Origin of the sequence: Acidovorax soli, from assembly GCF_014207955.1 — a bacterium.
Classification (GTDB): domain Bacteria; phylum Pseudomonadota; class Gammaproteobacteria; order Burkholderiales; family Burkholderiaceae_C; genus Acidovorax; species Acidovorax soli_A.
Window position 1 is genome coordinate 144,038 of record NZ_JACHLK010000005.1, and the last position, 11,894, is coordinate 155,931.

The window sequence follows — 11,894 nt, forward strand, 5'->3', positions numbered from 1 at the left end:
ATTTCCACCAACATTGAGAGGGGAGAGCATGCATACCCAACGTTTTGCCAGCCGTTCGCGCCAGCGTGGCCTGTCCTTCATCGGCGTGATTTTCATCGGCCTGTTTTGCGTCGCCGCATTTGCCATCGGTGGGCAATCGTTGCCGATATTCCTGGAGTACCAAGCCATCAACAAGGCGGCCAACAAGGCCGCCAGGGAAGAGACGACGGTTCCCAACATACGTGGTGCCTTTGATCGCGCTGCGGCCATCGACAACATCAATTCTATCCAGGGCAAAGATCTGGATATTACGAAGCGTGGCGACAAGAACGTGGTCAGCTTCAAGTACTCACGCGAGATCCCCCTGGCCGGCCCGGCGTTCCTGGTCTACCGCTTCGAGGGACAGACCAAGTAGTGCCTCCCAGTCTCCAAGCACTGCAGGACCGCCTGCAGCACCCGTTCTCCGATGCTTCTCTGCTGCAGCGTGCAACCACGCACCGCAGCTTTTCGGCCGACCACAATGAGCGGCTGGAATTTCTCGGCGATTCCGTCCTGAACCTGGCAGTCGCCAGCCTGCTGTACCAGCGCTTGGGCTCGCTGCCCGAAGGCGATCTCTCCCGGGTGCGGGCCAATCTGGTCAAGCAGGACACCCTGCACCAGCTGGCCTTGCGCTTGCGCGTCTCCGAGGTGCTGCGCCTTGGCGAAGGGGAGTCCAAGTCGGGGGGGCACCAGCGCCCCTCCATCCTGGCCGATGCCGTGGAGGCGTTGATCGGTGCCGTCTTCCTCGATGCCGGCTATGGCCCGGCCGAGGCGCTGGTGCACCGGCTCTATGAGGGCATCGAGATCAACCCGCAGATGCAGGCGGCCTCCAAGGATGCCAAGACCGCGTTGCAGGAGTGGCTGCAGGGCCGCAAAATGAAGCTTCCGCAGTATGCCGTCGTGGCCACTGTGGGGGCGGCGCACCGCCAGACTTTCGACGTCGAGTGCGAAATTCCCGAGCTGGGCCTGACTGAACGCGGCATTGGCGGCTCCCGCCGCGCTGGCGAGCAGGCCGCGGCGGCCGCCATGCTGGCCACACTGAAAGCAAAGAAGTTATGAACCAAGCCACCAACGATCCGGCTGGCACCCCTGGCCAGTCGCCCGACGATCTCGAGGCCATGCTGGCCGCGGCGCGCGTGCCCGCTGCGGTGGAAGGCCAGCGCTGTGGTGTGATCGCCATCGTGGGCAAGCCCAACGTGGGCAAATCCACCCTGCTCAATGCCCTGGTGGGCCAGAAGATCAGCATCACTTCGCGCAAGGCGCAGACCACGCGCCACCGCATCACTGGCATCCGCACCCGCGACCTGACGCAGTTCGTCTTCGTCGACACGCCGGGTTTCCAGACCCGGCATGCCACGGCGCTCAACAAGTCGCTCAACAAGACCGTGATGGGGGCCATTGGCGACGTGGACCTGATCCTTTTTGTCGTGGAGGCCGGCAACTTCACCCTGGCCGACGCCAAGGTGCTGTCCCTGTTCAAGCCGGGCATTCCCACCCTGCTGGTGGCCAACAAGCTCGACATGGTCAACCGCCGCGCCGAGCTGGCCCCCTGGCTCAAGAGCATGCAGGAGCGCCACCCGTTTGCCGAGTTCGTGCCCATGTCGGCCAAGAACAAGGGCGATATCGAGCGCCTGTTCGACATCTGCGCCAAGTACCTGCCCGAGCAGGGCTGGTGGTATGGCGAGGATGAGCTCACCGACCGCAGCGAGAAATTCCTCGCCAGCGAGACTGTGCGCGAAAAGCTGTTCCGCTTCACTGGCGACGAGTTGCCCTACACCTCCACCGTGGTGGTGGACAAATTCGAGGAAGAGGCCAGCAAGCAGCACAAGCGCCTGGTCAAGATCGCGGCCACCATCGTGGTCGAGCGCGACAACCACAAGATGATGGTCATCGGCGACAAGGGTGAGCGCTTGAAGCGCATCGGCACCGAGGCGCGCCAGGAGCTCGAAAAGCTCATGGACGCCAAGGTCTTCCTGGAGCTCTGGGTCAAGGTGCGCTCGGGCTGGGCCGATGACGAAGCGCGCGTGCGCTCCTTTGGCTACGAGTGAGGGCATGGACGCCGGTGTGTCCGTGCTGCCGTGCCTGATCGGCTGAGGCGTTGCCATGGCCGTTGCCAAGCGCGTCTCCGATGAGCCCGCCTTCGTGCTGCACAGCTACGACTGGAGCGAATCGAGCCTGATCCTGGAAGTCTTCTGCCGCCGCCAGGGGCGCGTGGCCCTGGTCGCCAAGGGCGCCAAGAAGCCGACCTCCAACTTCCGTCCGGTGCTGCTGCCCCTGCAGCCGCTGTTGCTCACCTACACGCTCTCGGGCGACGGTACGGCCGACATCCATACCCTCAAAGGAGCGGAATGGGTGGGTGGGCATGTCATGCCCACGGGCGATGCCCTGCTGTCGGGCATGTACCTCAACGAATTGCTGCTGCGCCTGCTGGCGCGGGCCGACGCGCACACGGCGCTGTTCGATGCCTACGCCGGGGTGGTGCGCGTGCTGGCCAGCGAGCATGGCGATGCACTGGAGCCCGTGCTGCGCAGCTTCGAGCTGCTGCTGTTGCGCGAGATCGGCCTCTTGCCCAGCCTGGATGCGGAAACCATGACCTTCGAGCCCCTGCAGGCGGCCGCGCGCTATACCCTGGTAGCAGAAGGCGGCCTGCGCAGGGCCTCGGCGGGCGACCGCGTCGCATTGCCCGCAGGCCAGTGGATGGCGCTGCAGGCCGCGCTGGACACCGGCTACACCGCCACCCTGCGCGCCTGCGCACCTGTGGCTGCCGAACTCAAGCCCCAGCTCAGGGCGCTCTTGCAATACCATTGCGGCAGTCCCACGCTGCGCACCCGCCAGCTCATGATGGACCTGCAGTCCCTTTGACTTCCATTTCCTCCATGGCACAACACCGCACCGCCCTGTCCGTCAATGTCAACAAGGTCGCCCTGGTGCGCAACACACGCCACCTGGGCATTCCCAGTGTCACGCGTGCAGCCGAGCTGTGCCTTGAGGCCGGTGCCAGGGGCATTACCGTGCACCCCCGTCCGGACGAGCGCCACATCCGCAGCCACGACGTGTACGAGCTGGCCGAGTTCATGAAGGCCTGGCCGGACCGGGAGTACAACATCGAGGGCAACCCCTCGCAGAACCTGATGGATTTCATCCGCCAGGTGCGTCCACACCAGGCCACCTTCGTGCCCGACAGCGAAGACCAGTTCACCAGCGACCACGGCTGGAGCTTTCCGCAGGACGCCGAGCGCCTGGCACCCCTGGTCGCCGAATGCAAGGCCCTCGGTGTGCGCGTGAGCCTGTTCATGGACCCCACGCCCGAAGCCATGGCCGCTGCCAAGGCCGTGGGCGCCGACCGCATCGAGCTCTACACCGAACCCTACGCCGCCGCCTGGGGCACCCCGGACCAGGCTGCGCAGCTCGAGCGCTACCGTGCCGCCGCCCAGGCTGCCCTGGATGCCGGGCTGGGCGTCAATGCCGGCCACGACCTCAACCGCGACAACCTCACCGCCTTTGTGCGCGGCGTGCCTGGCGTGCTGGAAGTCTCCATCGGCCACGCCCTGATCGCCGATGCGCTGGAGCTGGGCTACGCCGCCACGGTGCAGGCCTACAACGCCTGCATCGACGCCGCCTGAGCGCTGCTACCGATGATCTACGGTATCGGCACCGACATCTGCGACGTGCGCCGCATCAAGGCCAGCCTGGAGCGCCACGGCGACCGCTTTGCCGAGAAGGTGCTGTCCGAAGGCGAGCTCGCCACCTGGCGTGCCCGCACGGCCCGCTGGCCTGACCGCGGCCTGCGCTACCTGGCCACGCGCTTTTCTGCCAAGGAGGCCTTCAGCAAAGCCATCGGCCTGGGCATGCGCATGCCCATGACCTGGCGCCACTGCGAGGTAGCCAAGCTCGCCTCGGGCCAGCCCGTGATCGTGCTGCACGGCGCGCTCAAGGAGTGGTTCGAATCGCGCGGCCTCACGGCCCATCTGAGCGTGACCGACGAGACCGACTACGCGGCCAGCTTCTGCGTCGTCGAAAAGGCGCCCTGATCCCGGCGGGCGGCCCGCCCTGGCGCGCCCACCTTCCCCATCCTCTTTCTTTCCAGCAACGCATGACCGAACACGCACCCGTCATCCTCGATGTGGCCGGCACCTCCCTGAGCGCCGACGACCGCCGCCGCTTGGCCCACCCGCTCACCGGCGGTGTCATCCTGTTTGCTCGCAACTGGGAGAACCGCGCCCAGCTCTTGGGCCTGACCAGCGCGATCAAGGCCGTGCGCGACGACCTGCTGATCTGCGTGGACCACGAGGGTGGCCGCGTGCAACGCTTTCGCACCGATGGCTTCACCCACCTGCCGCCCATGCGCGCCCTGGGCGAGCTGTGGATGGATGATGGCAAAGGCGCCAAGGCCCAGCCCGGCAGCGGTGCCCTGCGCGCCACCAATGCCGCCACGGCCGCCGGCTACGTGCTCGGCACCGAACTGCGTGCCTGCGGCGTGGACTTCTCCTTCACCCCGGTGCTCGACCTCGACTGGCAGGACGAAGCCACCTCGCGCAGCGGCGTGATCGGCGACCGTGCCTTCCACCGCGATCCGCGCGTGGTGGCCCTGCTGGCCAAGAGCCTCATGCACGGCCTGCTGCAGGCCGGCATGGCCAATTGCGGCAAGCACTTTCCCGGCCATGGCTTCGTCAAGGCCGACTCGCACACCGAGGTGCCCGTGGACACGCGCAGCAAGAAGGCCATCCTGGCCGACGATGCCGCCCCGTACCCCTGGCTCAGCACCACGCTCACCAGCGTCATGCCGGCCCATGTGATCTACCCCAAGGTGGACAGCCGTCCCGCAGGCTTCTCGAAACGCTGGCTGCAGGACATCCTGCGCCGCGAGATGCGCTTTGATGGCGCGATCTTCAGCGACGACCTGAGCATGGAGGGCGCGCGCCGCCTGGACGGCCAGCTGGTCAGCTACACCGAGGGTGCGCTCGCGGCGCTGGAGGCCGGTTGCGACCTGGTGCTGCTGTGCAACCAGAGCGTGGGCGATGGCAAGGCCGTGGACGAACTGCTCGACGGCCTGGCCGAGGCCCGGGCCCAGGGCCGCTGGCAGCCCAGCGTGGACAGCGAATCGCGCCGCATCGCGCTGCTGCCCGAAACCATCCCCCAGGCCTGGGATGACCTCATGTACCAGCCCGCCTACCTGCAGGCGCTGGACCTGCTTCCCTGAGGATGCTCTGCGCCGCGGCCCTGGTTCGGTTCAGGGCGCAGGCGTGGCGGGTGGAGAGTCCTGCACCGGGGCGGCGGCAGGCAGAGTGGGCACCGCCGGCACCGCAGCTTCCACCGGGGCGGGTGGCGGCCCGCGCCAGCGCCGGATCACGCGCTGGAAGATCAGGGCATTGGGGATCTGCAGCCAGGTGCCCTCGGGACCCGTGTGCAGGTGGTCTTCGAGCGTGGTGTACAGCAGGTTGATGTCCGCCACCCGGCCCTTGGCGCCGGGCTTCTCGGCCGTGTCCAGCACTTCGATGTAGTCGCCCACACGGAATGGCCGCACGGTGAAGATCAGCAGCGCACAGAACAGGTTGGAGAGCACGCTCCAGGCCGCAAAGAAGGCCACCGCACCCACCGTGGCAAAGCCGGTGAGGGCGGTCCACAGCACGGTGGCCGACACCCCCATGCGCTCGAGCACCAGCAGGAAGGCGCTGGCCACGAGGATCCAGCGGATCAAGCCCTTGATGGGCACCAGCAGCTCATCGGGCAACTGGTAGTGGGCGGCGGCGCGTGCAACCAGGCGGCGCAGCAGGCGCTGCAGCATCCAGGCGACGAAAATGATCAGCAGGATCTGCAGGCCGGGCACGATGACCTCCAGCCAGTCCTGCACCCAGTCGGGCAGACGTGTCTTCAAAGCATGCAGACCAGTGGTGGCCATGGGAAAAGAGCGCGAGGCTCCGGAACAACAAGAATCGCCATCAGCCGCGCAACTGCTCCACGGTGTCCATCTGCATCTCGAAGCTGAAGAAGCGGTTGCGGCCCTGGGCCTTGGCCGCGTACAGCGCCTGGTCGGCCCGCATGATCATGCTCTCGGCATTGGTGCTGTCATCGGGCACGCAGGTGGTGATGCCGCCCGAGAGGGTCAGCGTATCGCCCAGCGGTGAGTCCGGGTGGGCCACGCCACGCACCTTGAGCAGTTGCCCCAGCGCGCGCGCAAAGGTCATGGCGCCGGAGCGCGGGGTGTTGGGCAGGATCAGCGCGAACTCCTCGCCACCATAGCGCGAGGCCACGTCGCGCGGCCGCACGCACACCTCGCGCAGCAGCCGGCCCACGTCCTTGAGGCAAGAGTCCCCTTGCACATGCCCGCTGGCGTCGTTGAAGCGCTTGAAATGGTCCAGGTCGCAGAGCATCAGCGTCAGCGGCGTGCCGTCGCGCCGGGCCGACAGGATCTCGTTGTGCAGCATGCGGTCAAAGCCGCGGCGGTTCACCAGGCCCGTGAGGGAATCCACCTCCACCATCTCGTTGAGGCGCTGGTTGGCCACATGCAGCTCGGCCGACACCGACACCAGCCGCCGGCGCATGTCCAGCAGGCGCTGCATGGCGCGCAGCTTGGCCATCAGCACGATGGGCCGCACGGGCTTGACCAGGTAGTCGTCTCCCCCGACCTCGATGCCGCGCCAGACGTCGAGTTCGTTGTCCAGTCCCGACAGGAAGATGATGGGCGTCCAGTCGCCGGCCTCACTTTCGCGCATCTGCTGGGCCACCCAGTAGCCATCCTTGCCAGGCAGCTTGATATCGAGCAGCACCAGGTCCGGGCGCTGGGCCTTGAACAGGTGCAGCGCCGCCGTGCCCTCGGGGGCCTCGAAGATCTTCGCCACCCCGGCCTGCCGCAACTCGGCCACCAGGGCCGCGCGCACCGAGTTCTGGTCCTCGACCACCAGCACCGAGAAGCTGTTGCGCGATGCACCCTCGCCGGGGTAGGGGGCGCTGCTGGGAGTGAATGGCACGGTGACTCCTTGGGGCGGCTTTCCAAAAAGCAGGCGGCAGCCGGTTGCTCAGGACTCCCGGCGCAGCGCAGGGAACAGTATCACGTCGCGGATGCTGGGGCTATCGGTCAATAGCATCATCAGGCGGTCGATGCCGATGCCGCAGCCGCCCGTGGGGGGCATGCCGTATTCCAGGGCACGCACGAAGTCGTGGTCGTAGAACATGGCCTCGTCGTCACCGCTGTCCTTGGCCGCCACCTGGGCGTGGAAGCGTGCGGCCTGGTCCTCGGCGTCGTTGAGCTCGCTGAAGCCGTTGCCGAACTCGCGCCCGGTGATGTACAGCTCGAAGCGCTCGGTCACCTCGGGGCGCGTGTCGTTGGCGCGTGCCAGCGGCGAGATCTCGGTCGGGTGCTCCATGATGAAGGTGGGCAGCCACAGCTTGTCTTCCACCGTCTCCTCGAAGTACAGCACCTGCAGGCTGGCCAGCGAACGGGTGGACAGCTTGTCCTTCTCCTCGTTCAGGCCCAGCTTCTTGAGGGCGCTGATGAGCCAGGCGGCATCGTCCACGTGGGCGCCGGCTTCGGTGTACTGGAAGATGGCTTCGCGGATGGTCAGGCGCGCGAACGGCTGCGACAGGTCCACCGCGCGGCCCTGGTAGGTCAGCTGCAGCGAGCCCGTGGCCTTCAGGGCCACCTCGCGGATCAGCGTCTCGGTGAAATCCATCAGGTCCAGGTAGTTCCAGTACGCCGCGTAGAACTCCATCATGGTGAACTCGGGGTTGTGGCGCACCGAGATGCCTTCGTTGCGGTAGCTGCGGTTGATCTCGAACACGCGCTCGAAACCGCCCACGATCAGGCGCTTGAGGTACAGCTCCGGCGCGATGCGCAGGTACATCTCCTGCTCCAGCGCGTTGTGGTGCGTCACGAAGGGCTTGGCATTGGCGCCGCCCGGGATCGGGTGCAGCATGGGCGTCTCGACCTCGAGGAAGCCATGCTCCACCATGAACTCGCGCAGGCCGCTCACGGCCTTGCTGCGCGCGATGAAGCGCTTGCGCGCCTGCTCGTCGGTGATCAGGTCCACATAGCGCTGGCGGTACTTCTGCTCCTGGTCGGCCATGCCGTGAAACTTGTCGGGCAACGGGCGCAGGCTCTTGGTCAACAGGCGCAGGCGCGTGACCTTGATCGACAGCTCGCCGGTCTTGGTCTTGAAGGTCGTGCCCTCAGCGCCCACGATGTCGCCCAGGTCCCAGTGCTTGAAGGCGGCATAGGCTTCCTCGCCCAGCGCATCGCGCGTCACGTACAGCTGGATCTGGCCGCCGGTGTCGCCCAGCGATCCGTCCTGCACCGTGGCGAAGCTGGCCTTGCCCATCACGCGCTTGAGCATCATGCGGCCGGCCACGCTCACCGTGGCGGGGTTGGCTTCCAGCGCTTCGGCGTCCACCGTGCCATAGGTGGCATGCAGCTCGGCTGCCTTGTTGGCGGGCTTGAAGTTGTTGGGGAAGGCCACGCCGCCGCCCTGGGCCTGCACTTCGCGCAAGGCGCGGAGCTTCTCACGGCGTTCGGCCATGAGCTTGTTGTCGTCCGGGGGCACTGGAGGGGTGTTCTGTTCAGACATAGGTGCTGCTGTCAATGCGCTGCGCGCGTGGTGCGTCGTGGTAAGGGGCTGCCGTGGCGGTTCACGGCGGCGAACCCGCCATTTTATCGGCTTGGCGCGCGTTGCACGCTTTTTGCCCCCGCTGCCCGGGTTTTCGGTCGCTCAGCGGGGCTGGCTGGGGGCCTGGGACGGTTTCAGTACGGCATGGGCCGTGCGCACAAGGATCACCACGTCCTGCCACAGGCTGGGATGCTGGGCATAGCGGGCGGCATAGTCCAGCTTCACGGGCAGGATGTCTTCCACATAGGTGCGCTCGGGGTCGGCGCTTTGCGCCAGGAGCGCACTCTCGTTGCGAAACGCGATGGAGGCCAGGTCGGTGATGCCCGGGCGCACGCTGAGCACCAGGTCGTGCAGGTCCGCCGGGTACATCGCCACATAGCGTGGCACTTCGGGCCGCGGGCCCACCAGGCTCATGTCGCCGGTGAGCACATTGAACAGCTGCGGCAGCTCGTCAAGCTTGCTGTGGCGCAGCCAGTGGCCCGCGCGCGTGATGCGTGCGTCCTCGCCCACCGTGATGGCCGGGCCTGCCTTGTCGGCCCCCGTGCGCATGGTGCGGAACTTGTAGATCGTGAAATGCCGCCCGTGCCGGCCCACCCGTTCCTGGCGGAACAGCGCCCCCCCGGCCGAATCGCAGCGGACCCACAGGGCAATCGCCAGCAGCAGCGGGCCGAGCAGCAGCAAAGCGCTGCCCGCCACCACGATGTCCATCAGGCGCTTGAGCACGGTCATCCCAGCAACTGGTCCAGGGCCGCGATCACGCGGTCCTGGTCGGCATCGGCCATGGCCGTGAACAGCGGAATGCTCACCATGGCCTGGTAGGCCGCATCCGCCTCGGGGAACATCGCGGGCGTGAGTGCGTAGCGGTCGCGCCAGTAGGGGTGGCGGTGCAGCGGCACATAGTGCACGCTGGTGCCGATCCCCCGGTCCGACAGTCCCTGCACCAGCGCATCGCGCGACAGGCGTGCACCGGGCGCCAGGCGAATGACGTACAGGTGCCAGGCATGCACATCGCCCGCGGGTGCCTCGGCCGGCAGTACCAGGGGCAGGTGTTTCAGGCCCGCGTGGTAGCGCTGCGCGAGGTACTGGCGCCGCTCCACGAAAGCCGGCAGGCGCGCCAGTTGCTGCACGCCCATGGCCGCGGCCACGTCGGTCATGTTGTACTTGAAGCCCGGCGCCACCACCTCGTAGTACCAGGCCGGTGTCTTGGAGGTGAAGCGGTCGAAGGCATCGCGGTTCATGCCGTGCAGGCGCATCACGCGCATGCGCTTGGCCAGCTCGGGGTCGCGCGTCACGGCCATGCCGCCTTCGCCGGTGGTGATGGTCTTGTTGGCGTAGAAGCTGAACACCGTGACATCCGACGCCAGTTGCCCCACCAGCGTGCCCTTCCAGGTCGTGGGCAGGGCGTGGGCTGCATCCTCCACCACCTTGAGGCCGTGCTCCTTCGCAATGGCCAAAATGGCATCCATGTCACAGGCCAGGCCGCCATAGTGCACCGGCATGATGGCTTTGGTGCGCGGCGTGATCGCGGCGCGCACCAGCGCCGGGTCCATGTTCAGCGTCACCGGGTCCACGTCCACCAGCACCGGGTCGGCGCCCAGGTAGCGCACCACTTCGGTCGTGGCCGTGAAGGTCAGCGTGGGGGCGATCACTTCGTCGCCCGGGCCGATGCCCAGCGCTTCCAGGGCCAGGTGCAGGCCGGCTGTGGCCGAGTTCACGGCCAGGCTGTCCACGCCACCCCCCAGGTAGTCGGTGAAGGCCTGCTCGAAGGTCCTGGTCTGCGGCCCCGTCGTGACCCAGCCTGAGCGCATGGCCTCGGCGACGGCGTTCACCTCGGCGTCACCGATGTCGGGGCGCGCAAAGGGCAGGAAGGGCAGGGCGGGAGTGTCAGCGTTGGGCATGGGCGGTGTCAAAGGGAGGCGCAGAGGCCGTACCACGGCCGATGGCGTGGTATTCCAGCCCTGCGGCCTGCAGTTCGGCGGGTTCGAAGAGGTTGCGGCCATCGAACACCACGCGTTCGTGCAGCGTGGCGGCCAGGTGGGCGAAGTCCGGGCTGCGGAACTCCTTCCACTCGGTGGCAATGACCAGCGCGTCGGCGCCTGTGAGCGCTGCATCGGCCAGCACCGCGAACGACAGACCGGCGCGCGGACCCAGCGCCTGGCGCGCCTGGTCCATGGCCTGCGGGTCGTAGGCCACCACCTCGGCGCCCAGGGCCAGCAGGCGTTCGATGATGGCCAGGCTCGGCGCCTCGCGCATGTCGTCGGTGCCGGGCTTGAAGGCCAGGCCCCACAGGGCAAAGCGTCGGCCTGACAGGTCGGGGCCGAAGCGCGCGCAGATCTTGTCCACGAGCACCTGTTTCTGGCGCTCGTTCACGGCCTGCACGGCGGGCAGGATGTGGAATGCCTGCCCCGCGTCCTGCGCGGTCTTGATGAGCGCGCGCACATCCTTGGGAAAGCACGATCCGCCATAGCCCGTGCCCGCGTACAGGAAATGCGTGCCGATGCGCGGGTCCATGCCGATGCCGGTGCGCACGTGCTCGATGTCGGCGCCCAGCGTCTCGGCCAGCAGCGCCAGCTCGTTCATGAAGCTGATGCGCGTGGCCAGCATGGCATTGGCCGCGTACTTGGTGAACTCCGCACTGCGCACGTCCATCAGCACCAGGCGGTCGCGGTTGCGCATGAAGGGCGCGTACACGGCGCGCATGAGCTCGGTGGCGCGGTGGTCCTCGCTGCCCACGATCACGCGGTCCGGCCGCATGAAGTCCTGCACCGCGCTGCCTTCCTTGAGGAATTCGGGGTTGGACACCACGGTGAAGTCCGCCGCCAGGCCACGCGCTGCCAGCACGCCGGCCACCGTGTCGCGCACGCGGTCGGCCGTGCCCACGGGCACCGTGCTCTTGTTGACGATGAGCTTGTAGCCCGCCATGCGCTCGGCGATCGCGCGGGCCGCCGCCAGCACATGCTGCAGGTCGGCCGAGCCATCCTCGCTCGGTGGGGTGCCCACGGCGATGAACTGCAGCAGGCCGTGCGCCACGGCGTGGTCGGTGTCGGTGGTGAACTCCAGGCGGCCGGCGCGCGCATTGCGCAGCACCACGTCGAGCAGTCCGGGCTCGTGGATGGGCAGTTGCCCCTGGTTCAGCGATGCGATGCGGCGCGCATCGAGGTCCAGGCACACCACGTGGTTGCCCATCTCCGCGAGACAGGCCCCGGTGACAAGGCCCACATAGCCGGTGCCGATGACGGTGATCTTCATGGGGGAAAACGTTCCAAATACAACAAG

The 11,894-nt window shown here is 67.3% G+C and carries 13 protein-coding genes; 7 read left to right on the top strand and 6 right to left on the bottom strand.

The window, feature by feature from the left end; all coding sequences use genetic code 11:
• Window positions 1–28 precede the first annotated feature (28 nt).
• The 7 genes from HNP48_RS14675 to nagZ all read left to right on the top strand — a co-directional run bounded on the left by HNP48_RS14675 (window position 29) and on the right by nagZ (window position 5,218).
• The gene (locus tag HNP48_RS14675) at window positions 29–394 is read left to right on the top strand and encodes a DUF4845 domain-containing protein (protein ID WP_184858137.1); all 366 of its coding nucleotides are present in this window, start codon (window positions 29–31) and stop codon (window positions 392–394) included.
• Window positions 394–1,077, top strand: coding sequence for a ribonuclease III (gene rnc, locus HNP48_RS14680; protein WP_184858139.1), 684 nt, complete (start codon window positions 394–396; stop codon window positions 1,075–1,077). The genes HNP48_RS14675 and rnc overlap by 1 nt, the downstream gene beginning before the upstream one ends.
• Window positions 1,074–2,066, top strand: a complete 993-nt coding sequence (era, locus tag HNP48_RS14685; protein WP_184858141.1) for a GTPase Era — start codon at window positions 1,074–1,076, stop codon at window positions 2,064–2,066. The genes rnc and era overlap by 4 nt, the downstream gene beginning before the upstream one ends.
• Window positions 2,067–2,121: 55 nt before the next feature.
• Window positions 2,122–2,880 carry a DNA repair protein RecO gene (recO, locus tag HNP48_RS14690; RefSeq protein ID WP_184858143.1) on the top strand — a complete coding sequence of 253 codons (759 nt, stop codon included), beginning with the start codon at window positions 2,122–2,124 and terminating at the stop codon, window positions 2,878–2,880.
• 14 nt (window positions 2,881–2,894) lie between these two features.
• Window positions 2,895–3,641, top strand: coding sequence for a pyridoxine 5'-phosphate synthase (locus tag HNP48_RS14695; RefSeq protein ID WP_184858145.1), 747 nt, complete (start codon window positions 2,895–2,897; stop codon window positions 3,639–3,641).
• A gap of 12 nt (window positions 3,642–3,653) precedes the next feature.
• Window positions 3,654–4,049 carry a holo-ACP synthase gene (gene acpS / locus HNP48_RS14700; RefSeq protein ID WP_184858148.1) on the top strand — a complete coding sequence of 132 codons (396 nt, stop codon included), beginning with the start codon at window positions 3,654–3,656 and terminating at the stop codon, window positions 4,047–4,049.
• 62 nt (window positions 4,050–4,111) lie between these two features.
• Window positions 4,112–5,218 carry a beta-N-acetylhexosaminidase gene (nagZ, locus tag HNP48_RS14705; RefSeq protein WP_184858150.1) on the top strand — a complete coding sequence of 369 codons (1,107 nt, stop codon included), beginning with the start codon at window positions 4,112–4,114 and terminating at the stop codon, window positions 5,216–5,218.
• A 30-nt stretch (window positions 5,219–5,248) separates the two neighbouring features.
• Here the strand turns inward: nagZ and HNP48_RS14710 are convergent, their stop codons facing one another.
• The 6 genes from HNP48_RS14710 to HNP48_RS14735 form a co-directional block, all read right to left on the bottom strand.
• Window positions 5,249–5,917: a mechanosensitive ion channel family protein gene (locus HNP48_RS14710; protein ID WP_184858152.1), complete on the bottom strand. Its 669-nt coding sequence runs from the start codon at window positions 5,915–5,917 to the stop codon at window positions 5,249–5,251.
• Between the two features lie 40 nt (window positions 5,918–5,957).
• On the bottom strand, window positions 5,958–6,986 hold the full coding sequence (locus tag HNP48_RS14715) for a diguanylate cyclase domain-containing protein (RefSeq protein WP_184858161.1): 1,029 nt from the start codon (window positions 6,984–6,986) through the stop codon (window positions 5,958–5,960).
• Between the two features lie 48 nt (window positions 6,987–7,034).
• On the bottom strand, window positions 7,035–8,579 hold the full coding sequence (gene lysS, locus HNP48_RS14720; protein WP_184858163.1) for a lysine--tRNA ligase: 1,545 nt from the start codon (window positions 8,577–8,579) through the stop codon (window positions 7,035–7,037).
• 141 nt (window positions 8,580–8,720) lie between these two features.
• Window positions 8,721–9,341, bottom strand: coding sequence for a sugar transferase (locus HNP48_RS14725; RefSeq protein WP_184858622.1), 621 nt, complete (start codon window positions 9,339–9,341; stop codon window positions 8,721–8,723).
• A gap of 2 nt (window positions 9,342–9,343) precedes the next feature.
• Window positions 9,344–10,516 (bottom strand): DegT/DnrJ/EryC1/StrS aminotransferase family protein, encoded by a 1,173-nt coding sequence (locus HNP48_RS14730; RefSeq protein ID WP_184858165.1) that lies wholly within the window; start codon window positions 10,514–10,516, stop codon window positions 9,344–9,346.
• The gene (locus HNP48_RS14735; protein WP_184858167.1) at window positions 10,503–11,867 is read right to left on the bottom strand and encodes a UDP-glucose/GDP-mannose dehydrogenase family protein; all 1,365 of its coding nucleotides are present in this window, start codon (window positions 11,865–11,867) and stop codon (window positions 10,503–10,505) included. The genes HNP48_RS14730 and HNP48_RS14735 overlap by 14 nt, the downstream gene beginning before the upstream one ends.
• Window positions 11,868–11,894: the final 27 nt, after the last annotated feature.

Bases quoted from the DNA above. Each gene is read 5' to 3' on its own strand.
- HNP48_RS14675 (WP_184858137.1), top strand. From the start codon at position 29: ATGCATACCCAACGTTTTGCCAGCCGTTCGCGCCAGCGTGGCCTGTCC.
- era (WP_184858141.1), top strand. From the start codon at position 1,074: ATGAACCAAGCCACCAACGATCCGGCTGGCACCCCTGGCCAGTCGCCC.
- recO (WP_184858143.1), top strand. From the start codon at position 2,122: ATGGCCGTTGCCAAGCGCGTCTCCGATGAGCCCGCCTTCGTGCTGCAC.
- HNP48_RS14695 (WP_184858145.1), top strand. From the start codon at position 2,895: ATGGCACAACACCGCACCGCCCTGTCCGTCAATGTCAACAAGGTCGCC.
- acpS (WP_184858148.1), top strand. From the start codon at position 3,654: ATGATCTACGGTATCGGCACCGACATCTGCGACGTGCGCCGCATCAAG.
- nagZ (WP_184858150.1), top strand. From the start codon at position 4,112: ATGACCGAACACGCACCCGTCATCCTCGATGTGGCCGGCACCTCCCTG.
- HNP48_RS14710 (WP_184858152.1), bottom strand. From the start codon at position 5,917: ATGGCCACCACTGGTCTGCATGCTTTGAAGACACGTCTGCCCGACTGG.
- lysS (WP_184858163.1), bottom strand. From the start codon at position 8,579: ATGTCTGAACAGAACACCCCTCCAGTGCCCCCGGACGACAACAAGCTC.
- HNP48_RS14730 (WP_184858165.1), bottom strand. From the start codon at position 10,516: ATGCCCAACGCTGACACTCCCGCCCTGCCCTTCCTGCCCTTTGCGCGC.
- HNP48_RS14735 (WP_184858167.1), bottom strand. From the start codon at position 11,867: ATGAAGATCACCGTCATCGGCACCGGCTATGTGGGCCTTGTCACCGGG.